We start from the raw sequence: 24,042 nt of genomic DNA, 5'->3' as shown, positions 1-24,042 counted from the left end.
TCGTCGGCCCGCCTCGACGAGCGGTTCGCGCAGCGCCGCCCCGGCCGGGTCGTCCAGCCCGGGCCCGGAGAGCCCGTCGAGGCGGCTCCCTTCGCGATCGCCGCAGGTCGGCTACTGCGCCCTTGCCCCCTGAGGCGCCTCCCGCTCGGTCACCCGGCGGATGGTCTGCGCCGTGTTCTTGTCGTCCTCGCGCTGCGCGATGTCCGACAGGCTGATGATGCCGACCAGCCGGCCGTCCGCCTCGGTGCACAGGACGCGCGACTTGTGGTGCTGTCCCATCAGCTGCTCGGCGCGCTGCACCTCGTCGTCAGGCCGGCACGCGACCACCGCGCGGGTCATGATGTCGCCCGTCTTCGTGCTCAGCGGGCGGTTGTCGGCCAGCACCCGGATGGCGAGATCGCGGTCCGTCAGCGTCCCGAGCACCTTCCCCTGGTCGTCGCAGACAGGAAGGAAGCCGACGTTCGCATCGCGCATCTTGCACGCGGCCGTCTGGATCGTGTCCTCGGTCATGACGCTCTGGATCTCTCTCTTCATGATCTCCTTGCACAGCATGGTTTCCTCCTTCGGCTCCGTTTGCAGCGCTCGGTTGCGTCACCGCGCACACCCGCACCTTAGGGGACCGGCGCCTGCAGCGGATGGAGCAGCGTGATGAATGCGGCGTCGGGCGCCGCTTGATGGCGCGCCCGGCCGGCGAGCGCTCCGGACGACACAACGGCAGCGCCTCGCGCCGCGACGCCAGGCATACTGGGACGCGAGACACCATGTCGGAGCGGATCACGAGGGCGGTCATCCGCCGGGCGCAGCCGGCAGACGCGGCCGCCATCGCGCGCGTCGAGGTCGACTCCTGGAGAGCGGCTTACCTCGGCCTCGTCCCGGCCGACGACCTCAACGCCCTCTCCCCGCGGCTGCGCGAGACGAGCTGGCAGCGCATCCTGAGCCACGGCGCCGCGACCGGTACGCGCGCCTGGCTGCTCTGCGCCGCGGACGCCGTGCTCGGCTTCGCGAGCGCCGGACCGACGCGCGACGACGACGACGACCCCCTCGAGGTCGGCGAGCTCTACACGATCTACCTCCTGCCCGCCGCGTGGGGTCGCGGCCTCGGCGCCGCGCTGCTCGACACCGCGCAGGCCGACCTCGCCCAGTGCCGCCACCGGACCATGACGATCTGGGTCCTCGAGGGGAACACCCGGGCGCGCCGCTTCTACGAGCTCTCCGGCTTCGCCCGCGACGGCGCGCAGCGACGAGCGCGCGTCGGCGCGGGCAGCCTGCCGGAGGTCCGCTACCGGCGAGCGCTGTAGCGCCCCTCACCGACGAGCGCCGCAGCGCCCCCGTCCGAGGGACGCCGGCAAGCAGCCCGGGCCTGGGCGCTAGGCGAAGCGCACAACGATGCTGCTGTAGCCGCCCCGCGGATCGTACTGGGAGGTGATCTTGCCCCAGGGATACTCGTACGGCGGCGCGCCGAGGATCGATTCCAGCCAGGCATCGTGGTTCGCCTTGCGCTCGGCCTCCTCCTTCTCGGACCAGTCGTTCCAGAACGCCTTCGACTCCGCGCCCACCTCGAAGAGCTCGACCAACGCGATCTTGCCGCTGCAGAAGTGCAGCGTGACGCGGAAGGTCCGGAAGCCGATGCGCTGGCGCGCCGTCCTGTAACCGCTCCACGGCTGCGCCTGGCTCAGGGCGTTGGCCGTCCGCGCGAGCGGTGACGACAAAAACTGCGCTTCCGAGTACGAGGGTCCGATGCGGACCCCGGATGCGAGCTCGATCTCGCCCGTCTGTCGATGGATCATCCAACCCTCCGACCTCTCGGCGCAGCATACACCACAGCTCCCGGCCCCGCGCGCCGAGCCGCACCCCGACGGGCGACCGGACTCGGCCTTTCCCCCGGCGCGGCCCGACTCCGCCTCTCCGCAGGTGGGTTCTCCGGATACCCGGCCCCCCGCCAGGCCACCCCGCCGCTCGAAGACGATGGCCGCCACACGTTTCGCGCACTGCGACCATCGCCGCACCTGTCCCCCCGTGTCGACACGACGCCCACGCTGTCGCGTGCGACCTGCGCCGTGCGCTTTTGCCAGGGGCGTAAAGCTGCGCGTGCAACGTGGCTTTTCTCGCCTGTGACGCGCGGAGACCCGGTAATATCGGCCACGTATCGCGCCGGCCCCCATTCCGAGGTCATTTCGAGGTCTTCTTGCCGCGCTGCCCATCCTGCCATCGACGACTCGCAGCCCTCGCCCCTTGCCCGGCAGACGGCGCCCTGGCGCCGCTCCGCGCCGCGCCGATCGATCTCGGCGCCGAGGCGCCGCCGTCCCTCGCGGGCTTCCTCGTTGGCCAGCCGCTCGCGGCGGGCGCGTTCTCGGTCGTGTGGGGCGCGACGCGGCTGGAGGACGGCGCCCCCGCCGTGCTCAAGATCAGCAGGGCCCACTCGCTCCTCGCGCGCGAGCGCTTCCGCTGCGAGACGTGGGCGCTCGAGCAGCTCGGCCCCCCGGTCTCGCCGCGCCTGCTCCAGAACGGCGTGCTCGAGGACGGGCGCGCGTACATCGCCATGGAGCGGCTCGAGGGCGAGACGCTGGCCGCGCGCCTCGAGGGCCTGCCCGCCGCGCTCGATCTGCGCTCCGCCCTCGAGGTCGCGCTCGCCGTGCTGAGCTGCCTCCAGGTCGTGCACGAGCGCGGCCTGGTCCACATGGACCTCGCGCCCGAGAACCTCTTCCTCGAGCCCGGCGGGGGCGTGCGGCTCCTCGACTTCGGCCTCACACAGCGCGATCGCGGCGTCGTTTGCCACCCGGCGGACAGCGCGCTCACCACGCTCGGCGTCATGCTCGGGACGCCCGAGTACGCCTCGCCCGAGCGGCTCCGGGCCGAGCCGATCGACGGGCGCGCGGACCTCTACGCGTTCGGCGCGCTCCTCTTCGAGCTGCTCACGCTGCGCCCGCCGTTCGCGGGCGATCGCGCGAACGTCGCGCAGGGGCACCTCGGCCGGCAGCCCCCCCGGCCGAGCGAGCTCGCCCCGGTCCCGCCGTCCATCGAGGCCCTCGTCCTCGCCTGCCTCGCCAAGGAGCGGGCGCTCCGCCCGCACGACGCCGCCGGCCTGCGCGCCGCGCTCGCGTCGGCAGGCGCGGCGGTGCTCGCCCCGGCGGGCGGCGTCGCGGACGCCGCGGGGGAGGACGCCGTCAGCAGCTCCTCGGACCGGCACGACACGGTGGTGCTCGCGCTGGAGGCCCGCGGCGCCGAGGCCGAGGTCCGCGCCGCCGTGGCCCGGCACGAGGGGCACCTCGCGCGGCAGCGCGGCTACCGCTTCGTCGCGATCTTCCCCGGGCCGAAGGAGGCGGCCGCGGAGCGCGCGCTGCTCGCGGGGCGGGAGATCGTCGCGTCGGTCGGCGCGCCCCTCGCGATCCACGTCGCGCCGCTGAAGCTCCGGCGCGAGGCGCGCGACGCCGACAGCGTCCAGGCCGTCACCGGGCTCGCCGTGGAGCGACCCGAGGCGTGGCTCCCCGCGGATCCGTGGCGGGGGATCGCGCTCAGCGCCGAGCTCGTCACCGCGCACCCCGGCTTCGACATCGCCGCGGCGAGCGAGGACGGCCGCTACTTCTTCGCGCAGGAGGCGCCCCTGTCCCCGGGCGAGCGCGACACTGCGCGCGCCCCGCCGCCGCCGCTCGTCGGGCGCGGCGACCCCCAGAGCGCCGTCGAGGGGAGCCGCGAGCGCGCGCTCGCGGGCCTCGGGCCCGGCCTGTGCGCCCTGATCGGCGAGCGCGGCGTCGGCAAGTCGCGGCTCGCCGACGAGATCGCCGAGAGCAGCCGGCTCGCGCACCCCGGCGCGCTCGTGATCTCGGTGCGCGCCGAGCTGGAGCTCTCCGGACGCGCCGGGGGCCGATCCGGACAGACCGCGGCCGCCCTGCTCGCCGGGGTGCTCGGCGTTGACGACGGCGCGGAGGACGGCGCGCGCGCGGCGCCCCGCGACCCGCGCGCGCTCTGCGTCGAGCGGCTCGGCGAGCCGCTCGGCGGCGACGTGTGGCCCGCCGTCGCCGCCTCCCTCGGCTGGCTCGACGGCTCGCCCGACCGGCAGCCGCCGGCGCGCCGCGGCAGCGTGATCCGCGCGATCGCCGAGGGGCTCCGCCGCCGGGCGGCGGAGCGTCCCGTCGTCGTGATCGTCGACGACGCGCACTTCGCCGACAGCGCCGCGCTCGACGCGCTCGACCTCGCGACGCGGCGCGAGGCGCACCTCCCGCTCTGGGTGCTCCTCACCGGCGCGCCGGAGCTCGAGGCGCGACGCCACGCGCTGAGCGCCCGCGATCACGCGCGCGATCAGGTCGCGCTCTTGCCGCTCGACGACGCCGCCGGGCTCCTCCTCTGCGCGGAGCTCCTCCGGCCCGCGGAGCACCCGCCGAGCGCCGCCCTCCGGCGCATCTGCGCCTGGGCCGGCTACAACCCCCGCTGCCTCGTGGAGCTCACCCGCGCGATAAAGCGCGCGGGCCTCGTGCGGCTGCGGGCGCGCTCGAACAGCTACCAGCTCGCGACCGCCGAGCTCGAGAAGCTCCCGCCGTCGCCCGCGTGGCAGTGGTTCGCGGCGCTGCAGCTCGAGGCGCTCCCGCCGGAGCTCGGCGCGTGCGCGCAGCTCTGCGCCGTGCTCGGCTTCGAGCTCTCGGAGGACGTGGCGGCGGGCGCGCAGCGCGCGCTCGAGCGCGAGGACGCGGCGGCGCTGCGCGTCGACGTCCCGAGCGGCCTGCGCGCGCTCGTCGCGCGGGGGATCCTCGCTCCCCGCGGCGTGCACGACGCCGCGCGCGGCGAGGGCACCCCGTCCGGGGGCCCCCGCTATGCCTTCCGGAGCGCGCTCTTGCAGGAGGCCATCTACGCGCTCCTCACGGAGGAGCAGCGCGCGGGGATGCACCGGCACGCGCTCGCCGTCTGGGAGCGCCTGGCCGAGGCCCAGCCGAGGGCGCCGGATCTGCTCGAGCCGGTCGCGTGGCACGCCGCGGCCGCCGGGGCGCACGCCCGCGCGGCGCACGCGTACCTGATCCTCGGCGATCTGCACCGCGACCGGCACAACAACGCCGTGGCGGAGGGCCACTACTCGTCCGCGCTCCTCTGGGCCGACGGCGACGATCAGCGCCAGCGCTACCTCGCGCTGCTCGGCCGCGCGCGCGTGCGCTACCGCGTCCTGCGCACCGGCGAGGCGCTCGACGATCTCCGCTCCGCGGGCGCGCTGGCCCGCACGATGAAGGATCCGCGGATGATCGCCGAGGCGCTGCTCGAGGAGGCGACGGCGCTCGACTGGGCCGGCTCCTGGGAGGAGTCGGCGGCGCGGGTCGAGGAGGTGATCCCGCTGCTCGACGTCCGCGAAGGCCACGTCGACCCGGCGCTCGCCGCGCGCTTCGAGGTCGCCGCCGGCCGCTCGTCGTTCCGCAAGGGCAACCTGGACGACGCCCTCGAGCGGCTGACGCAGGGCGTCGAGCGGGTCCGCGAGGCCGACCACGACACGCACGCGACCGGGCTGACGCTGCTGGCCTGCGTCCTCATGCGGTGCGGCCACCTCGACGAGGCGGAGCAGCGCTTCGACGAGGCGGTGCGCAGCTGCGAGGCGCGCGGCGATCGGGTCCACCTCTGCGCGGCGCTCGTCCGCCGGGCGGAGCTCTGGCCGGCGCTCGACGCGCCGGATCGCGGGATGGCCGACCTCAGGCGCGCGGTCCGGCTCGCCCGCGAGGAGGCCAACACCTGGGCCGAGCGCGAGGCGACGATCAAGCTCGCGGAGCTGCTCTATCTCTGGGGGCGCGAGGACGACGCGCTGCCCCTCATGCGGCAGGTGCGCTCGCTGGACGAGCAGTTCAAGGACCGGCCTGTCTACAGCAGCGCGCTCCTCCTCGCGCGGATCCACGCGATGCGCGACGAGCACGCGGACGCGAGCCGGCAGCTCCGGTGGCTCAGGGCGCAGGGGGCGGTCGCGGACCTGCCGCCGTACGCCCAGGCGCTCCTCGGCGTGATGCAGCTCGCCGTGAGGGACCCGCGGTACAGCATGGAGGGCGCGCGCACGCGGGCGACGATGCGCGAGGAGGGGGAGCCGCCGGGCGAGCTCGGCAGCGGGCTGAGCGCCGACCAGCGGGTCGAGCTTCTTTACTGGCGCGCGCGCGCCCTGCTCGACGCCGGCCGCCCCGAGGACGTGGCGCTGCTGCTCGCGCGCACCGCGCCGCTGCTCGCCGAGAGCAGGGCGTGGCGCCCGCGCTTCGCGAAGCTCCGGGCGGGGTACGGGCAGCTCGCCGGCTAGCCCTGCGCTCGCGGGCGAGCCACCCCCTGCGACGGCTCGCCGGCGGCGTCCTCGCCGACCGAGGCCGCCGGCAGGCTCGACGCGAGGTCCGCCGTGATCTCCACGTGATCCCGCGCCGTCCCACCGCAGCGTCCAGAGGCGGTGTGTCCCGTGGTCGCCGTAAACGTACCTTCTCTGGAGGCACGGAATCGCCGAGCCGCAGTCACGCCGCTCGCAGAAGTACGCGGTTGGATCCGGCGCGAGGACGGCGTATAATAACAGATTGTGTCATCCCCCGAACCAACGCAGAGCGCTTCGCTATTCCTCTGCATCACCTTCTTTCCGAGCGAGCGCCTGGCGACGGCGGTGCTGCGGCTGGTGTCCAGCTTCTGCGGTGCGGTGCTGGACGACGCGAACGTGAGCTCGCGGTTCTACATGGCCGCGCATGAGCTCGCCGAGAACATCACCAAGTATTCCACCGGCCCTCGCGTCAGCCTCGAGCTCGCGCTGGAGGAGGACGACAGGTCGCACATCATGAAGATCCGCGCGCGCAACGAGGCGTCCCCGGAGCGCCTGCGGGAGGTCGAGAAGCGGCTGCTCGATCTGAAGACCGCGAGCGACCCGCTGAAGCACTACGACGAGCTCATCACGGAGACGGCGCTGATCGAGGGCGTCTCCGGCCTGGGCCTCGCGCGCGTCCGCGCCGAGGGGGGGCTCGACGTCGACTACAAGATCGAGGGCAACGAGCTCACGATCATCGCGCACGCGCCGCTCGAGCGGTGGAGGCTGAATGAGCAGCTTAAGGGTTGAGCCCGTCGTCACCGAGAGCTTCGGCATCGAGCCGGCCCTCAACGGCGATCGGCTCAGCATCAAGCTCACCGGGACGGGCGACATGGCGGCGGCCGCGCCGCTCGGCAGCTATTGCAATGAGGTCCAGCACGAGGTGAAGCGCCTCTCGCTGACCACCGTCGTGTTCGACATACGCGCCCTGTACTTCCTGAACTCGAGCTGCCTGAAGGCGTTCATCGCCTTCATCTGCGGCGTCGCCGCCCACGGGCTCGGGTGCGAGATCAGGTTCGTCACGGACGCGCGGCTCGGGTGGCAGCGGCGCAGCCTGGCGGCCCTCCAGCGCATGTCCCCGAGCCTCGTGGCCATCGACGAGGCGTGAGCCGGGAGCGCTCGAGCATGGCGGCGAAGCGGCCCACGATCGCCCTCCTGACCGACTATCTCTGCGGCGAGTACCAGTCCGAGGTGCGCTTCGGGGTCGAGCGCGCCGCCGAGGCGCACGACGTCAACCTCGTCGTCGCCTTCTGGGAGACGCCCGCCCGCAGCGCCTACACCCTGGACGTCCGGGGCAGCATCTATTCGCTCGTCAGCGCGGCGACGGTCGACGGGCTGGTGATCGTCTCCTCGCCGTTCACGAGCCACCTCGGCGTCGAGGGAGCGTACGCGTTCTGCCGATCGTACGCGCCCCTGCCCATGTGCAGCATGGGGCTCGCGATGGAGGGCATCCCGAGCGTCATCGTCGACAACGCGCTCGGGGTCGAGGCGGTGGTCGCGCACGTGGTCGACGACCACGCGTGCCGGCGCGTCGCGTACATCAGCGGGCCGATCAGCAACGAGGAGGCGAAGCTGCGCGCCCGGGCGTACCGGAGAGCGCTGGAGGCGCGCGCGCTCCCCTACGACGAGCGACTCCTCGTGTTCGGCGATTTCCTGATCGACGGCGGCCGCCGCGCGATGCGCGAGCTCCTCGCGCGCGGGGTCGACTTCGACGCGGTCATCGCCGGCAACGACAACATGGCCCTCGGCGCGATGGACACGCTGAAGGCGCACGGCGTCGACGTCCCGGGCGACGTCCTCGTGTGCGGGTTCGACGACGTCGCCGTGTCGCGCGTCACGAGGCCGTCGTTGACGACCGTCCGCCAGCCGATCAAGGAGCTCGGGGCGCTCGCGGTCACGACGGTCGTGCGCCAGCTCGGCGGCGAGCGGGTGCCGGAGTGCAGCCTGCTTCCGGTCGAGCTCACGCGGCGCGAGTCGTGCGGCTGCGGCTACTACGCCGCCCTCCCGCGCGCGTCCGCCGAGGCGCCCTCGCGCGGCGAGCCGCTCTCCGTCGCCGAGCAGCGGGAGGACCTGGAGCGAGCGCTCGCGCGGTCCGTGACCGCCCCGGCCTCGCTCAGCGCCTGGCCACGGGAGCTGCTCTCGGCGCTCGCGGAGGAGCTCGCCGGGCAGGAGGGCCGCTTCCTGCGGGCGCTCCAGGGCCTCCTCGACGCGGCCGGGCGCGAGGGCGTCGCCCTCGACCAGCTCCAGGGCGCGATCACGCTGCTCCGGGCGGGGGTCCGCCGGGCCCCCGGCGGCGCCCCCGAGGACGACCTCGAGCGGCTCTGGCACGCGTCCCGCGTCCTGATCGGCCGCGCCTCCGTGCGCGCCGAGGGCGAGAAGCGGCTGTACCTGGAGCGCGCGTCGATCAACCTCAGCTGGACCGGCAGGTGCTTCTCGACCAGTCTGAGCATGCCCACGCTCCGGCGCACGCTCGCGGCGGAGCTGCCCAGGGTGGATCTCACGCACGTCGCCATCTCGCTCTACGACGACCCGCAGCACGCCACCTTGCGGTCGCTCTTCCTGATGGAGAACAGCCGCGAGGTGGAGCCGCCGCCCGCGAGCTTCGCGTCCTCGTGCCTCGCGCCGCCCGGCTTCCTGAGCTCCGCCGAGCGCTGGAGCGTCGTCGCGATGCCGCTCACGTTCGGCGAGGCGGAGCACTTCGGCATCGCGCTCGTCAACAGCGGCGCGAACGAGGTGGTCTACGACACGGTGCGCCTCCAGATCGGCTCGGCGATGAAGGCCGTGTCGATGCACCGGGAGATCGTCCGGCAGGTGGAGATACGCGAGCGGCTGGAGCAGGAGCGGGTCCGCCAGGAGAGCCTCGTCGCGGAGCGCATCCAGACCACCCTCGTCCCGTCGCGGCTGCACCTGGAGGGGCTCGAGCTCTGCGCCGCGATGAAGCCGGCCGCCGAGGTCGGCGGCGACTACTACGACGTGATCGCGACGCAGGAGGGCGGGTGGCTCGGGATCGGCGACGTCGCGGGGCACGGGCTCGCGGCGGGCCTCGTCATGCTGATGATCCAGAGCATGGTCGCGGCCATGACGCGCAGGGATCCGATGGCCAGCCCGGGCGAGCTCGTCTCGGCGCTGAACGGGGCGCTCTACGAGAACGTCCGGGATCGCTTGAAGCGCGACGAGCACGCGACCCTGCTCCTGCTCCGCTACGAGCGCAGCGGGCGGGTGACGTTCGCCGGCGCGCACGACGACATCGTCGTGTGCCGCGCGGGCACGCGGCGGTGCGAGTGCGTCCCGAGCTCCGGCGTGTGGGTCGGCGTCCTCCCGTCGATCGACGCGATGACCCACGACGCCGAGCTCCGCCTCGAGGACGGCGACCTCCTCGTGCTCTACAGCGACGGGGTGACGGAGGCGCGCAACGCCGAGCAGGAGCAGTTCGGGCTGGAGCGGCTCTGCTCGGCCGTCGAGGTCTCCCAGGACGCGCCGGTCGAGGTCATCCGCGACCGGATCCTGAGGGACGTCGAGAGCTGGAGCGCGAGCCCGGACGACGACATCACGGTCGTCGTGGCGAGGCACCGCGCGCCCCCGGAAGGCGGGTAACCCGGCTCCGCCCCGGGGAGGAGGAGCGCGCGCGTGACAGCGGGCAGCGCGCTGCCGACCGTCAGCCGGTGACGCGCCCCTCGATGATGCCGCCGTCCGCCGTGATCGCGACGACCACCTCCGAGTCGACGAACAGCGACACGACCGGGCCGACCCAGGCGTCGTTCTCCCAGACGCACTCCCACGTCCCCGCCATCGGCGGGATGCCGCCGCGCCGCACCCAGATGCGCCCCGCGCTGCCGGCCCAGGCGCGGCCCTCCGCGTCGATCGTCGCCGCCGACAGGGCGCGCCGCGGCTCGATGTGCTCCGTGAAGACGCTCTGCCCGTACCGCCAGACCACGCTCCCGTCCGCGCCGACCGCGATACCCACGCCGAGATCGGGCCGCCCGGCGCACGCGACGAACGCCCGCGCCGGCGGCGCGGGGAGGCGCTCCATGTGCCAGTCGAGCGGCGCGTAGAGCGCGACGAGCCCCTCGCCCGTGGTCGACCGGCCGACGAGCAGCCACCGCTCGTCCTCGACGCGCGCGACCGCGGCGAGGAGCGCGACCCCCTCGGCCGGCATCGGCCGCAGCCAACGCTTGGCGATGAACGCGTGCAGGAGCGGCCGCGGATCGTTCGGCGTCGTCGAGACGAGGATGCCCATGTCCTCGAGGTCGCCGCTCAGCGCGACGTGGCTCTGCGGCTCGCCCGGCAGCTGGAAGACGCCCGTGACGCCGCCCGTCGTGTACACCGCCAGCGTCGAGGTGTCGCCGCCGAGCAGCCAGCGGCCGGGCCCGATCCGGTGCACGAAGCGCACGCCCTGCGGGCTCGGGAGGCCGCCGGACGACGCCTCGCTCCAGCTCGTCCCGTTCCAGAAGAGCAGCCCGCCCGTCCCCGCCGCGAGGCACCGGCCGTAGCCGTCCCAGGCCACGCTCCGGATGACGGAGTCGAGGCTCGGGTGGTGGAGCACGCTCCACGTCCAGCGCTCGACGATGAACGACGACTGCCGCGGCGGCGGCTCCCGGCTGGCGCGCGGCGGCGCGCTGATGAGCTCGGCCTCGATCGGGCGGTCCGTGCTCGGGCGATCTGCGCCGCGATCCGAAGCGCGATCCGCGGCGTCGCCCCTCGGCTGGCGCGGCGAGAGCAGCGTCTGGCCGAGCTCCCCCTTGAGCTGCGCCGGCGCCTTCACGTGCGTCGCGGGGAGGGTCATGGGCGCCATCTCCTCCTGGGCGCGCGTGCGCTGCTCGCCCGCGCTCGCCACGATCCGCTGCTCCAGCGCCGAGACCGGCGAGGCGGGGCGGAGGTACGGCGAGAGCATCGCGGCCACGGCCACGGCCTCCTGGAGGCGCTCCTGCGCCTCGCCGGCGGACGCCCAGCGGAGCGCGAAGTCGATCGACTTGCACGCCTGGTCGTTCCCGCGCAGCGCGGGGTGGAGCCACCGCGTATCGAGGAGGCTCCGGCGCGTGCGCGCCATCGCCGCCATGAGCGCCTGCGCCTGCGACTCCGCGACGATGAACTGCTCGCCCGTGAGCAGGAAGAAGATGACGGACGCGAGGTTGAAGATGTCGGTCCACGGGCCGATCGTGCTCGGATCGGCGGACAGCATCTCCGGCGGCGCGACCCCGGAGCTGCCGACGACGCCGGCCATGATCGTCTCGCGGATGCCGCGCGGCCGGGCCATGCCGAAGTCGCTGATCTTGAACAGCTCGTCGTCGCCGGAGCCGCAGCACAGGATGCTCTCCGGCGTGAGCTGCCGGTGGATGACGCCCACGTCGTGCACCGCCGACAGCCCGCTCGAGATGCACTCGATCGCGCGCGTCGCGCGCGCCGGATCGAACGCGTGGCCCGTGGCCTGGATCGTCCCCTGCACCCGCTGGCGGAGCGTCACGCCCTGGACGCCGCCGTGCACGTACTCGATCGTGATCCAGGGCAGGTCGAGCGTCTTCGTGCCGCGGCGGACCTCGAACGTGCCGGTGTCGATGAGCCGGACCACGAAGGGGGTCGGGGGGACCTGCTCGTTGAGGCGGCCGAGGGACACCGCCTCCTTCTTCACGATGACGGCCGCCGACGGACCCATCTGCCGGAAGAGCGACGGCCTCAGGACCTTGACGACGACGGGGGTCTCGCCCTCGGGGGCGGTGCGGACCGCGTAGTACGAGACGAACATCGCCCCGGCCCCGGCCCGCGACACGATCCGGTAGCCGATGCTTGGCGAGAGGTCGCTGGGGATCGTGGCCCCCTGCAGACCTCCGAGGGCCTCTTCATCGCTGGGTATTGTGAGCACGTGAACGACCATAGCGCACCCGGCGCGCCGTGGAACAGCTTGCCGAGGGGGGCAATGCGGCCCCCTCGGGCATCCCCCGCGCGGCGCCCGGCGCGCCCTGTAAGGCGGCGCGGGCGTCGCGCGTTGCACGGGGATGAAGAACCAGAGCTCTCTGTCGCGCCGGCTGTGCGTCGCCGCGTTCCTGCTGTCGACCGCGCCCCTGCTCGCCGCGTGCGCGGCGCAGGCGACGCCGCCTCAGGCCGTCGCTCCGGAGTCCCACACCATCACGGTCGTCGGCCGGGGCGAGGTCAGCGCGAAGCCCGACGTCGCGCGCGCCCAGATGGGCATCGAGGTCATGGCGCCCACCGTGGCCGAGGCGACGAAGTCGGCCGCTGCGCGCATGACCGAGATCATCGCGGCGCTCAGGCAGGCCGGCGTCGCCGACAAGGACATCCAGACCAGCAACTACTCCATCCAGCTCGTGCGGCGGGCCGACGTGCCGCCCTGGATGCTCCCCCCGCAGCCCCTTTCGGCGCCCGCGGTGGCTTCTGCGCCGGCCGCGGCGCCCGCGGCGCCCGCGGGACGAGGGCCGAAGCCGGCGCAGAAGCAGCCGGCGCCGCCCGATCTGGCGCCTGCCCAGCCGGCGCCGCCGGCCCAGCCGGCGCACTTCTATCAGGTGAGCAACACGGTGATGGTCGTCGTGCGCAACCTCGATCAGGTCGGGGCGGTGCTCGACGCCGCCGTGGCCGCCGGCGCGAACAACGTGTGGGGCATCTCGTTCGGCCTCGACAAGACCGATCCGCTCGAGGCGCAGGCGAGGGAGAAGGCGATCGCGGACGCGCGGGCTCGCGCCGAGGCGCTCGCCAGGCTCCAGGGCGTCTCGCTCGGCCGCGTCGTCGCGATCAGCGAGATCGTCGACCAGGGCCCGATCCACGCCCCCCGCCTCGCTGCCGCCTCGTACGCCGCGGACATGGGCACCCCCGTCTCGCCCGGCGAGGTGTCGTTCGGCACGCAGGTGAAGGTCGTCTACGCCATCGAGAACGCGCCGGCGAGCCCCCGCAAGTGATCCCCCGGCGCAGCCCTTCGACTCGTCGCGCCGGCCCTCACGCGGGTGGTGGGGTCATTTGAACATGAAGGCGGGAAGAAGATCATCAATGATCTTCCCGCCTTCATGGGACATCTCTCTCGGCAAATGCCCCCCCTCACGCGCGCTCGCAGCTATACCCAACCGCGCGTCACCCGGGCAGATAGAGTTCCAGCGACCGGCCCTGACCCCACACCCCTCCGCCCCTCGACAGCGCCATCATGACCGCTCCCCGCCGCCCTTCCCTCCTCCGCGCCGCCGCCCCCTCGGCGCGCCCGCGCCTCACCGCCGCCGTCGCGCGCTCGCTCGCGGCGGCGGCGCTCGCCGCGCCGGCCGCGGGCTGCCTCGTGATCTCGCCGCCGGAGTACGACCACCCCGAGAAGACAGCGCCGGTGCTCACCGCGGTCTTCCCTCCGCAGCACATCCCCATCCACGTCCACGGGCTGGACGCCGCCCAGGATTTCGGCGCGACGGTGCTGTCCGAGGACAACGGCGATCCCGTCCTGGTCGCGCTCTACATCGATTACGGCCGGCGCAGCCGCAGCGGGGACCCGTTTCGAAGGCGCCTGAGCCTGCACGACGTCACGGCGGGGACCATCGCCGGCGGACCGCGCCCCATCCCGGTCCCGTGGACCAACGAACGCCTGCCTCTCCCGACGGACGGGGTGACGCCGGAGCAGGAGTGCCACACCATCACGCTGATGGCGTCGCACGCCGTCAACCGGTGTTTTTGCCCGGCCGATCCCGAGGACATGAGCTCGCTCACCTGGCAGCTCATCAACTGCGACCCGAACGACCCGGGGTGCCCCGAGTCGTGTCCAGCGCTGGACTGCAGCACGACCCCGTGCCTGTTCTGCGATGACCCCGAATACCACGAGGGGTGCACGGATCCCTGAGGGCGCGGCGGCGTGGTACATGGGGGTCCGATGATCGCCCCGCCTGACGTGCAGCTCGACGCCCAGCCCCCCTCTGCGCCGCGCGGCGGGGTCGTCCGGCCCGCGCGCCGGCCGCCTGGATGGATCGCCCCGGGGCCGCGGCCGGAGACGCCGCCGGACAGGCCGGAGGTATGGCCCGCCCCCGGCGAGGACCTCTGCTACCTCTCCGGCGACTTCCGCATCCTCCAGCGGCTCGACGGGCACCGCTGGTCGGCCGACGACCTCGTGACCGCGTGGTTCGCGGCGGAGCGGGTCGCGCACGCGCCCCCGCGCCGCGCTGTCGACCTCGGCTGCGGCATCGGCACGGTGCTGCTGTTCACCGCGTGGCGCTTCCCGGACGCGCGCTGCGCGGGCGTGGAGGCGCAGGAGGTGAGCGCGGCGATGGCGCGGCGCTCGGTCGCGTGGAACGGGGTCGACGCGCGCTGCGAGGTGCGCCTGGGGGACCTGCGCGATCCGGCGTCGGTCGAGGGGCTCGGGCCGGCGGAGCTCGTGACGGGGACGCCGCCGTACCTGCCTGTCGGCACAGGCATCGAGTCCGATCGGGTCCAGCGCGGCCCGTGCCGCTTCGAGCACCGCGGCGGCGTGGAGGACTACTGCCTCGTGGCGGCGCGGCTGCTCGCGCCCGGCGCGCCGTTCGTGGCCTGCGCGTCGGCGCGGCAGCGGGGGCGGGTCGAGGCGGCGGCGGCGGCGGCGGGGCTCGCGCTCGAGGCGTGGCGCGACGTCGTCCCGAAGGAGGGCAGGGCCGCGCTGTTCTCGGTCTATGCCCTGCGCCGCGCCGGGGACGCGGCGTCGTGCCGCGACGAGGCGCCGCTCGTGCTGCGCGGCCCGGACGGGCGCTTCACGGAGGAGCACAACGCGCTCCTCCGGACGATGGGAATGCCTGTGTGACGACGGGTCCGCGCACCACGGTTCTCGGTGTTCTCCAGCTCGATCCAGCCGCCGTCGCGGCGAGAGGCGGTGGAGGTCGCGCTCTGCGGGCACGCCACGCTCGCGAGCGCGCATGTGCTCTGGGAGGCAGGCCAGCTCGCGCGCGACGAGCAGGCTCGCTTCTCCACGCAGAGCGGCCTGCTCACCGCCTCTCGCCGCGACGGCGGCTGGATCGAGCTGGATTTCCCCGCGAAGCGGGAAGAGAAGGCGGATCCTCTCCCGGGCCTCACACAGGCGCTCCGCGCGGAGCCGAACATCCGGGGCGAGGGCTCTCTCCCTTCGGACAGCCCTCTTGCCCGCTGATCCGCGCCTGGCGCCGAGGGTCAGCTCGGCTGCGACACGAGCGGCAGCGACATCGTCTGCGCCCGGAACAGCGGCTGTCCGTCGCGCGAGAGGAGCGCCTCCTTCGCCGGCTGGCCCGCGGCCGCGCGCGGCCGCGCGGGGCGCGCCGGTCGCGCCGGCTTGTCTCCCGGCTCGGGCGCAGGCGCAGCGGGCGCCATCTCGACCGGCGCCTCCCATGCGTTTCGGGTCCCGCCCGCCTCGTTGGCCTGGAAGAACACGGCGCGGAGCGCTCTCCCCTCGACGTCCGTCTCGACGGCCATCATCCAGAACCACGGCCCATCCGGCTCGGCTTCCTGTCCGAGGAACGAGAAGGTCATCTGTCGCGGCTCGCTGCGCCGGTTGTGCTCGCTCCGGGCGGCCTCGAGGTGTCTCTGCGAGGGTTTATCGGCCGGCCCGCGGTACACGCGCACCGCGATCCCCTCGATATGGGGCATCAGGTACAGCCCGTCTCGCTGCACGGTCAGCCACGGGTGTTTTCCGCCCTCCGCCAGCCTGCAGAGGGCATGACCGAACCGCTCGTGCGCTTTGCAGCCGATGCCCCAGCTTGTATCGCCCTCTTCGCGGTTCGCCTCGCTGAACGCCTTGTTGCGGACATTGACCGCCGTCTGCGCCAGCAGGACGAGCCGGCTCTGCTCAAGGACGGGGTTCAGCTCCCAGGGAAGGGCGGCATCCATCGGACCTGCACGCTACGCATGTTCACTGAAAAGTCAATCACCTCTCGCCCCACCGCCATGCCCCCCTGAAACCTCCTGCACATCGACGACCGCAGGCCTCCCTGTGCTACAGCGCCCGCGCCCGCGCTTGCGCGCGGCCCGGAGGTATTCTGTGGGATTCCCCCCGATCGTCGGAGCTCCCGCCGCGGATCGTCCGCTGGTGGGCGTAGGTGTCATGCTGGTGCGCGATGGCCGCGTGCTCCTCGCGCGGCGGCGCGGCAGCCACGGCGACGGCAGCTACTCGTGGTGCGGAGGCCACCTCGAGCTCGGCGAGTCGTTCGAGGCCTGCGCGGTCCGCGAGGTGCTCGAGGAGAGCGGCCTCGTCGTCAACAAGCTCTCGTTCTTGTGCCTGAGCAACATCATCGCCTACGGCAAGCATTACGTGGACATCCAGCTCCTCGCCGAGGAGTTCGAGGGCGAGCCCGAGGAGCGCGAGCCTCACAAGATTGCCGGCTGGGGCTGGTATTCCCTCGACGCTCTCCCCGAGCCGCTCTTCCGCCCGGTGGAGCTCGCGATCGCGAGCTATTGCAGCGGCCGCCGCTACAACCCCTGATCCACCTGGCCGGCGCGGGGCGCCGCCGCCCTGCGCCGGGCCTCGTCAGCTCCAGCCGCAGCGCGTCGCCGCAGCGCAGGTCACCCGCCTCCGAGCCGCGCCACACGTTGCCCGGGGCCGTCGCCTCCACCCGCGACTCTCCTCGCGCGCTCGTCGATGAGGCGAGCCGAGCCAGAGGCGCGCCGCACCGCGCGGCCTTCGCCACGTCGCTATGTCAGCCCAGGCGCAGCGCCACGAGCGCCAGGCAGCACAGGATCGCCAGCACCAAGACCGCCGTGCCGAGCCACGCCAGGCCCGACCTGCGCCTGGCGTCTTCGCCCTCCACGACCATCGCGCCCACCCACGCTTCGTTGGCCTCTTGCTCCAGGGCTTCCATCGCGTCCGCCTCGGCCATCATCTTCGCGAGCTCCGCCCGCACGTCCTCGCCCCACGCGATCCGACAAAGCAGCGAGCCGCGCGCCTGCGCCCGCGCCAGCCTCCGGAGCTGCTCCTCCCGCGCCTCCGGCGTGGTCGAGCTCCACACCGGATCGACCCACGGAGGCAGGAGGCGGGCCGGCGTCTCTTTCGGTGATGTCATCGCTCACTCTCCACACGGCGACTGCGTCGCGAAGTCCCAGCAGCTCCCCTCGCTCCCCGGCGCTCCGGCGTTCTCCGGGGCTCCTCCGGGCCGGCGTCGCCGCCGGTGCCGGCTGTGCCGGCCGCGAATTGCACCGCCGGTGCTTCGCTCGGCATCACCGCATACGCAAGGCCTACGGCATAGCCGCCCCGCCTGCCACCGCCCGCGCCACCGGGGCCGCCGGCGCCACCCTTTCCGCCGTCGCAGCCGGCTTTGCTGGGCGGTGTTGTCGACGCCGTCCCGCCGAGGGCGCCATTGCCGCCGGTAGCTCCATTTTGCCCCGCCGCCCCGACGCCTCCGTTATCGCCCTTCCCCACCGCGATCGTCACCCCGGTCAGCTTCAGCTGGTTGCCCAGGCTCACGATCCCGAGGCTCGAGCCGCCTGCCCTCCGCCGCCTCCCTTCCCACCGCAGCCCCCGGCCCCGCCGCCTCCGCCGCTGGCCCCACGCCGTCAACGGTGTCCGATCCGACCTTGCAGAACAGCCCGACCGTGGCCCCGCCGCCACCACCTCCGCCTTGATCTAGGCCGCCGTCTGCCCCTTGTCGGCGACGGCGTACACCGCCGCCATGCCGCCCTGGCCGAGGAGCCGCTCGACGCGGAAGCGCCGCACGTGGCACCGGAGCGGCGTGGACCGTCATGGGTCCTGGGAGGCAGCTGGCTGCCTCCGGAGCATCGATCCCGATCCCGGGGAGGCAGCTGGCTGCCTCCGGAGCATCGATCCCGATCCCGGGGAGGCAGCTGGCTGCCTCCGGAGCATCGATCCCGATCCCGGGGAGGCAGCTGGCTGCCTCCGGAGCATCGATCCCGATCCCGGGGAGGCAGCTGGCTGCCTCCGGAGCATCGATCCCGATCCCGGGGAGGCAGCCGGCTGCCTCCGGGGCATCGATCCCGATCCCGGGGAGGCAGCTGGCTGCCTCCGGGGCATCGATCCCGATCCCGGGGAGGCAGCTGGCTGCCTCCGGGGCATCGATCCAGGTCCAGAAGAGCAAGTTGGTGACGTTGACGTCCTGACCAGGGTGACTATCCCTGGATGACCGCCCGGCGCGCGCCGGACGATCTATCGAATCCAGCGCGGGGGACAGAGAGCACGACAGGGTGCTCTACGCCTCTCCGCGTCCGACATCGACGAGAGGTGGTCCCCTCATGGTCAAGCCTTCTGCTCCGCTCAAGAAAAAGCCAGCTCCCAGGAAGCCCGCTGCGCCGCCCCAGGCGGCGGCGGCGTTCGACAGGGCCGCGCCCGACATGGACGCGCTGGAGCGGCACGCGCTCATCCCCATCAACATCGATATCCCCCGCGCGGTCTCCCAGGTGCTCGGGGTGCTCCCCGGCCTGCTCGCCCTGCGCCCCCTCATCGCCGAGCGACTGCCGACGCACGATGTCGGGCTGGTCGACCGGCTGGAGACCTACGCGCTCGCCGCCTGGGTTGCTCACCTCGCGTGGCTGTCCAGCGGAGGAACTCAGAACGGGCTGAAGCCGCTCGTCGAGGAGGCGGCGCCGCTGCGCGCGAACCTCCTCGGCGACGCGGAGGCCCTGGCCCGCCGCGGCTTGCTCGACGCAGAGACGGTGGCGGACATCCGGACAGGGAACGGTCACATGGACACGGCCAACGACCTCGTCGCGCTCTCGGCGCTGTTCAGCGGCAGCTGGCCCGAGATCGCGGGGAAGACCGCCGCGACCGAGGAAGAGGTGAGGCGCGCCGGCGAGCTCGGGCCGCAGCTCCTCGCCGCCCTCGGCGTGCGGGAGCACGGCGCCGCCCCGAGCCCGAGCGACGCCGCGGACAGGAGGGCGCGCGCGTTCACCCTGTTCGTGAACGCGTACGACCAGACCCGCCGCGCCGTCGCCTACCTCCGCTGGAACGAAGATGACGTCGAGACGATCGCGCCGTCCCTGTACAAGGGCCGCGGCGGTCGCGGGGCGTCGTCGAGCGACACGGACGCCGCGCCGCAGGTCGCTCCGCCGGCGCAGCCGGGCGCGGCGGCGCCTGGCGCGGCCGCACAGGCGCCGTCCGACACGGCGGCGCCTGTGCCGTCCGACACGGCGGCGCCTGTGCCGTCCGACACGGCGGCGCCTGTGCCGCCCGGCTGAGCCACCGCCGCCGCTCCACGCATCGGTCGCCCCCGCGCCGCCGGCAGCAGATACCCCTGTCTCCATGGCCCGTACCGCCCGTGCCGAACATCCCCCCAATCCCCGGGATGAACCCCGGCGTCTTCGTTCTGGGAGGAGGCGGCGGGGCCGGCGGCAGCGGCGGCCCGGGCGCCGGGGGCCAGGGGGCCGGCGGGGACAGCGCGGGCGGCGGGGGCAAGAGCGCGCCGGATCCAACCGGTATCCGGAGTGCGGGACGGTCTCTCACCCGATCGATGTCGTCACCGGGCGGGTGTTCACGCACGCGATCCCGATCTGCGATCTGCCAGGTCCACTGCCGCTCGTGTGGGAGCGCTCGTACAGCTCCGCGATGGCGGATCGCGACGCGGGGCTGGGCCATGGCTGGGGCCACAGCCTGGGCTGGGAGCTCGAGGTGCGGAGCCATCGGGTCCGGGTGTGGACGGGGCTGGGCACCGCGGTGGACCTGCCGAAGCCCGCCGAGGGCGAGGCCGTGCTCGGCAAATGCTGGCCTACAAGCTCGCGCCAATGCCGACGTTGCGAATCGGTCAAGCTACCGCACCTGTGCGCAACAAGCGCGAGCGACATTCGACGCCCTCAATTCACCCCAGGGGCAAGCGGCGCTGGCGCAGCTGGACTCCAACCCTGGCTTGACAGCGGTCAACATAACCGCTTCGACTCAGTCAAAGGCGCGAATTGACTCGCCAGGTGGCGCTGGGCCACGTCAGCAACTATCCGCAGAGACGTTCGCGAGAGTACACCGGCTCCCCGGAGCGGGAGACCGAATCCATATACAGATATCCTACCCCAAATGATCGAACCTATGAAAACGAGCGCGACCTATACACTGAACGCCGAATTCGAGGCAACCAAAACAAATATCACGACCCGTGTTCATCCTCGACGTTGGCAGACCATTCACATTTCCGTGCATGACCGAGTGGCGACCGAGGCAAATTTCGACGCTCGTGCTGTCGCTTGCGAGTACGCGGAGCTCCTGCAGTTGCAGACAGAGCAGCTCTCGTACTTTTGCCAGACATGCCGCAGCGTCGCAGAGGATGCCTGTATGACTGTTGCGGAGTTTGATGTCGTCATGTCTGGCCGCCAGATACCTCGTGACGTGGCCACCGAACTGGCGACGACATGGCTTGGTCAATTTGGCGAGGGGACGGTTTTCTTGGTCAATGAAAACGTCTCGACATCGACGACGCGCGACAAATACTTCGACCATATCAATCGCAGTCTGTTTTTTTACCGATCGTGAGGCTGGCGTGCTCGCGATGTCACCCGCGCGCTGTGGCATCCACTGGTCTGCCGAGAATTCATAAACATTGAAACGAGATCTGCTTGGACATACGCGAGCACATCGCCAATCTTTATTCCAGCGGCAAAGCCATGAAACCTCTCCACATAGCTCCCCTTCAGCCTCTCCGTGTCCCAGCCGACTGGCGAATCGTGATTAACAATCTGTGCGAGATCGATCCGAGCACCATGAACGATCCGAGCGACGAACGGTGGGAGTACTTCGAAGAAGATATGTTCTCGGCGCGGCACGACCATTATCAGGTCGCGGTGGACGTGGGGGTGGTATCCGGCGCTGAGCCCAGACGGCAGCTATCGAGCGATATTTGTTGCCGATGACAATTGGGACAGCCCTCTCAACGAACTGGTTGCGCGGAGCCTTCAGGCGGTCGTGCTTTGGCTTGAAGAGCGGATGGCCAATCCCCAAGCCCTTCGAAAAGGCCGAAGGGCGTGAGCGTCGGAGCGGCTCGTCGACGAGCGCGGCGAGGTGGCCTGCGAGCTCCGGCGCGAGGCGTTTCCTGCCAAAATTGGCGAAGTATCCCGGGAAGCGAGCGAAGAGATCGTGAGCCTGTATGGCGAGTACAAAGAGCCACTGAGTCCAACATAATTTCAAGCGCCACCTCATCCCCCGGACCTCTCCGCTCGCCCAGCACAAGCCCTGCCATCCCGGTCCGGACGGCGACCGACACGGCCCGCTTCCTTGCCCTGAGCATGCAGGCTCCCCCGCAATCTGGATCACCGCAGAGCCGCCCCGCGATGCCAGAGGGCGCCCCGCGCACGCCCGGTGGAGCTCGCGCTTGCGAGCCACCGAGCCGCCGCAACAACCCCTGGCCCCACCCGCCCGACGACGTGCGTCGCCCGCGACACTATTGACTCCAGTTCAATAGCTGATATCAACACGGATCGGCGCCCGTACCCTGAGCTGCGCCGCGCTGCGGCGCGCCCGGGACCGGCTCCTCCGGCCCCTCGACCGGCACCGGAGGGCACCTCGGGAGGAAGGAGAGCTCGATGATCACCGACCCGTCGCCCCTCAGACCGCGCAAGCCGCCCGTGGCGTTCGAGCAGGGCCTCACCCGCCACTGGCTCGGGGGCCAGGCGCTGCCGACCCACGTCGCCAACGCCGTCAACCTGCTGTTCCCCGCGGGCGAGCGCTTCTTCATCCGCAGCGTCGCGCGCTACGCCGACCGCGTCGAGGACCCGGCGCTGCGCGCCCAGGTGAAGGCGTTCTTCGGGCAGGAGGGCCACCACGCCAAGGCGCACGAGCGGTTCTTCGACCTGCTCCGCGGGCAGGGCTACGAGATCGACCGGTTCCTCCGCGCCTACGAGCGGGTCGCCTACGACGGCATCGAGCGCGTCTGCTCTCCCGCGCTGCGGCTCTCGGTCACCGCGGCCCTCGAGCACTACACCGCGATCATGGCGGAGGACGCGCTCCAGGAGGGGACGCTCGACCTCGCCCACCCGACCGCGAGGGCGCTCCTGCTCTGGCACGCCGCCGAGGAGATCGAGCACAAGACCGTCGCCTTCGACGTGCTGAAGCTGGTCAACCCGAGCTACGCCCTGCGCATCCTGGGCTTCGCGCTCGCCACGGTCACCCTCTCGATGTTCTGGCTCGCCGCCCTGCTCGTGCTGCTCGCCCAGGAGCTCCCCCGCCGCGGCGACCGCGGAGAGCGCGGAGCGTGCGGGCCGCTCGGATCGTCGACAGAGCGACTCCCGCTCACGAGGCGCAGGTCCGTCCTGAAAGGCGTGTTCCTCCGCGGCATCCGCGAGTACGTGCGCCGCGACTTCCACCCTTCCCAGAACGACAACATCCACCTCGCGAGGGCCTACCTCGCCGGGATCGGCGTCTCCTGAGCGCCGGGCGGACGCCATGAGCGGTTACGAGCACAAGCACGCGATCATCGGCGCAGGGTTCTGCGGGCTCGGCGTCGCTCGGGCCTTCAAGCGGAGCGGCATCCCGTTCGACGTCTTCGAGGCGGACGACGACGTGGGCGGCAACTGGTACCACGGCGTCTACGAGACGGTGCACATCATCTCGTCGAGGAGGACCACCGAGTACCCCGACTTCCCGATGCCCGCGGACTACCCCGATTTCCCGAGCGCCGCGCAGATGCTCGACTACCTGCGCGCCTATGCCGAGCATTTCGGGCTCCGGGAGCACATCGCCTTCCGCACGCGGGTCACCCGCGTCGCCCCGCAGGGCGGCGGCCGCTGGGAGGTGAGCCTGAGCGGCCCGTCGGGCGGCGAGACGCGCATCTACGGCGGCGTCGTCGTCTGCAACGGCCACCACTGGGACCCGCGCATGCCCGACCTCCCGGGCACCTTCAGCGGCCAGCTCATCCACGCCAAGCACTACAGGAGCCCGGAGGAGCTCGCCGGCAAGCGGGTGCTCGTGCTCGGCGGCGGCAACTCCGCGTGTGACATCGCGGTCGAGGCGTCGCGGTTCGGCGCCTCCTCGCACATCAGCCTGCGCCGGGGCTACTGGTTCCTGCCGAAGATGATGCTCGGCGTCCCCACCGTCGAGCTGCTCAAACCCTGGATGCCGCCCTGGTTCCAGCGACGTTTCGTCAAGAGCCTGGTCCGGCTCTCCGTCGGCCGCTACGAGCGCTACGGGCTCCCCCACCCCGATCACGAGCCGTTCGAGCGGCACCCGACCCTCAACTCGGAGCTGCTCTATCACCTCCGGCACGGCAGGATCACGCCCCATCCCGACATCCGGCGCGTCGAAGGCGACACCGTGGAGTTCGCCGACGGGGCGCGCGAGCGATTCGACCTCATCGTCGCCGCCACCGGCTATCGCGTCAGCTTCCCCTTCCTCGCGGACGGCGTGATCGCCTGGAAGGACGGCCTGCCCCAGCTCATCGACGGGATCGTCCCGCCGAGCCACAAGAACCTTTACGTCTTCGGGCTCGGCCAGCCGCGCTACGGCGCCGGGCCGCTGATCACGGCGGGCGCCGATCTGCTCTGCACCATGGTGGCGACGCAGCAGCAGCTCAAGCACCCGCTCGGTGCGCTGCTCGCGCGGATGCACCGCAGGCCCCCCCGCACGCTCCTCCAGGACCCTTTCCAGGTGCTCCGCGCAGTCCGCATCAGCAAGCGGCTACTGCCGAGGCTGCCCCGGCTGGAGCCGATCCTCATGCGAGACGCCTAGCCGTGCTGGCGCGCGCCGCTCGGCGCGAGGGACCAGCCGCGCTGAGCAGCGTGGCATTCCGACACACCCCCGACATCGTGCTTGACGCCGCGCGGACGCGTGCACAGCGATGGCGGCGGACGTGACGCGCCCGCGGCACGTCCACCAACAGTCGCGTGCACGCCGCTTCGCAGCTGCAGCACGTGTCGCTCTTCGT

General features: G+C 72.5%; 21 protein-coding genes. 16 read left to right on the top strand and 5 right to left on the bottom strand.

Annotated features, from left to right (window positions below; translation table 11 throughout):
- Positions 1–111 precede the first annotated feature (111 nt).
- Positions 112–552, bottom strand: a complete 441-nt coding sequence (locus tag WMF17_RS11515; RefSeq protein ID WP_437602091.1) for a CBS domain-containing protein — start codon at positions 550–552, stop codon at positions 112–114.
- 209 nt (positions 553–761) lie between these two features.
- On the opposite strand from WMF17_RS11515, the gene WMF17_RS11510 reads away from it, so the two are divergent.
- On the top strand, positions 762–1,298 hold the full coding sequence (locus tag WMF17_RS11510) for an N-acetyltransferase family protein (RefSeq protein WP_437649407.1): 537 nt from the start codon (positions 762–764) through the stop codon (positions 1,296–1,298).
- 69 nt (positions 1,299–1,367) lie between these two features.
- Here WMF17_RS11510 and WMF17_RS11505 read toward each other — a convergent pair whose 3' ends face one another.
- Entirely contained in the window at positions 1,368–1,787 is a 420-nt protein-coding gene (locus WMF17_RS11505; protein WP_437602088.1) for a hypothetical protein, read from the bottom strand.
- A gap of 398 nt (positions 1,788–2,185) precedes the next feature.
- On the opposite strand from WMF17_RS11505, the gene WMF17_RS11500 reads away from it, so the two are divergent.
- The 4 genes from WMF17_RS11500 to WMF17_RS11485 all read left to right on the top strand — a co-directional run bounded on the left by WMF17_RS11500 (position 2,186) and on the right by WMF17_RS11485 (position 9,883).
- Entirely contained in the window at positions 2,186–6,250 is a 4,065-nt protein-coding gene (locus tag WMF17_RS11500; RefSeq protein WP_437649405.1) for a serine/threonine-protein kinase, read from the top strand.
- A gap of 264 nt (positions 6,251–6,514) precedes the next feature.
- The gene (locus tag WMF17_RS11495; RefSeq protein WP_437602086.1) at positions 6,515–7,039 is read left to right on the top strand and encodes a hypothetical protein; all 525 of its coding nucleotides are present in this window, start codon (positions 6,515–6,517) and stop codon (positions 7,037–7,039) included.
- Positions 7,020–7,397, top strand: coding sequence for a hypothetical protein (locus tag WMF17_RS11490; protein WP_437649403.1), 378 nt, complete (start codon positions 7,020–7,022; stop codon positions 7,395–7,397). The genes WMF17_RS11495 and WMF17_RS11490 overlap by 20 nt, the downstream gene beginning before the upstream one ends.
- Before the next feature lie 17 nt (positions 7,398–7,414).
- Positions 7,415–9,883: a SpoIIE family protein phosphatase gene (locus WMF17_RS11485; protein ID WP_437651328.1), complete on the top strand. Its 2,469-nt coding sequence runs from the start codon at positions 7,415–7,417 to the stop codon at positions 9,881–9,883.
- A gap of 61 nt (positions 9,884–9,944) precedes the next feature.
- Here the strand turns inward: WMF17_RS11485 and WMF17_RS11480 are convergent, their stop codons facing one another.
- Positions 9,945–12,146, bottom strand: coding sequence for a serine/threonine protein kinase (locus WMF17_RS11480; RefSeq protein ID WP_437602084.1), 2,202 nt, complete (start codon positions 12,144–12,146; stop codon positions 9,945–9,947).
- A 133-nt stretch (positions 12,147–12,279) separates the two neighbouring features.
- Here WMF17_RS11480 and WMF17_RS11475 point away from each other — a divergent pair, with 133 nt between their 5' ends.
- The 4 genes from WMF17_RS11475 to WMF17_RS11460 all read left to right on the top strand — a co-directional run bounded on the left by WMF17_RS11475 (position 12,280) and on the right by WMF17_RS11460 (position 15,374).
- Positions 12,280–13,191 carry an SIMPL domain-containing protein gene (locus tag WMF17_RS11475; RefSeq protein ID WP_437602083.1) on the top strand — a complete coding sequence of 304 codons (912 nt, stop codon included), beginning with the start codon at positions 12,280–12,282 and terminating at the stop codon, positions 13,189–13,191.
- Between the two features lie 239 nt (positions 13,192–13,430).
- Positions 13,431–14,105, top strand: coding sequence for a hypothetical protein (locus tag WMF17_RS11470; RefSeq protein WP_437602081.1), 675 nt, complete (start codon positions 13,431–13,433; stop codon positions 14,103–14,105).
- A 30-nt stretch (positions 14,106–14,135) separates the two neighbouring features.
- Positions 14,136–15,032 (top strand): tRNA1(Val) (adenine(37)-N6)-methyltransferase, encoded by an 897-nt coding sequence (locus tag WMF17_RS11465; protein WP_437649401.1) that lies wholly within the window; start codon positions 14,136–14,138, stop codon positions 15,030–15,032.
- A gap of 27 nt (positions 15,033–15,059) precedes the next feature.
- Positions 15,060–15,374: a PhzF family phenazine biosynthesis protein gene (locus WMF17_RS11460; protein ID WP_437649399.1), complete on the top strand. Its 315-nt coding sequence runs from the start codon at positions 15,060–15,062 to the stop codon at positions 15,372–15,374.
- Between the two features lie 20 nt (positions 15,375–15,394).
- On the opposite strand, the gene WMF17_RS11455 is transcribed toward WMF17_RS11460, so the two are convergent.
- Positions 15,395–16,087 carry a hypothetical protein gene (locus WMF17_RS11455; protein ID WP_437602077.1) on the bottom strand — a complete coding sequence of 231 codons (693 nt, stop codon included), beginning with the start codon at positions 16,085–16,087 and terminating at the stop codon, positions 15,395–15,397.
- Between the two features lie 151 nt (positions 16,088–16,238).
- Here WMF17_RS11455 and WMF17_RS11450 point away from each other — a divergent pair, with 151 nt between their 5' ends.
- A complete protein-coding gene (locus WMF17_RS11450) occupies positions 16,239–16,679 on the top strand; it encodes a nucleotide triphosphate diphosphatase NUDT15 (RefSeq protein WP_437602076.1) in 441 nt (146 codons plus the stop codon).
- A gap of 214 nt (positions 16,680–16,893) precedes the next feature.
- Here WMF17_RS11450 and WMF17_RS11445 read toward each other — a convergent pair whose 3' ends face one another.
- Positions 16,894–17,256, bottom strand: a complete 363-nt coding sequence (locus tag WMF17_RS11445; RefSeq protein ID WP_437602075.1) for a hypothetical protein — start codon at positions 17,254–17,256, stop codon at positions 16,894–16,896.
- A 1,183-nt stretch (positions 17,257–18,439) separates the two neighbouring features.
- Here WMF17_RS11445 and WMF17_RS11440 point away from each other — a divergent pair.
- The 6 genes from WMF17_RS11440 (at position 18,440) to WMF17_RS11415 (ending at position 23,846) form a co-directional block, all read left to right on the top strand.
- Entirely contained in the window at positions 18,440–19,381 is a 942-nt protein-coding gene (locus WMF17_RS11440) for a hypothetical protein (RefSeq protein WP_437649397.1), read from the top strand.
- Between the two features lie 64 nt (positions 19,382–19,445).
- Positions 19,446–20,096, top strand: coding sequence for a DUF6531 domain-containing protein (locus WMF17_RS11435; RefSeq protein ID WP_437649395.1), 651 nt, complete (start codon positions 19,446–19,448; stop codon positions 20,094–20,096).
- 123 nt (positions 20,097–20,219) lie between these two features.
- A complete protein-coding gene (locus tag WMF17_RS11430) occupies positions 20,220–20,660 on the top strand; it encodes a hypothetical protein (RefSeq protein WP_437649393.1) in 441 nt (146 codons plus the stop codon).
- A gap of 83 nt (positions 20,661–20,743) precedes the next feature.
- Positions 20,744–21,037: a hypothetical protein gene (locus WMF17_RS11425; protein WP_437649392.1), complete on the top strand. Its 294-nt coding sequence runs from the start codon at positions 20,744–20,746 to the stop codon at positions 21,035–21,037.
- Positions 21,038–21,706: 669 nt separating this feature from the next.
- Positions 21,707–22,549 (top strand): metal-dependent hydrolase, encoded by an 843-nt coding sequence (locus WMF17_RS11420; protein ID WP_437602071.1) that lies wholly within the window; start codon positions 21,707–21,709, stop codon positions 22,547–22,549.
- 16 nt (positions 22,550–22,565) lie between these two features.
- Positions 22,566–23,846, top strand: coding sequence for a flavin-containing monooxygenase (locus tag WMF17_RS11415; protein ID WP_437649391.1), 1,281 nt, complete (start codon positions 22,566–22,568; stop codon positions 23,844–23,846).
- The last annotated feature ends 196 nt before the right edge of the window (positions 23,847–24,042 follow it).

It is taken from the genome of Sorangium sp. So ce362, assembly GCF_051519845.1.
GTDB lineage: Bacteria > Myxococcota_A > Polyangia > Polyangiales > Polyangiaceae > Sorangium.
This window is presented reverse-complemented; position numbering and strand designations above follow the sequence as displayed.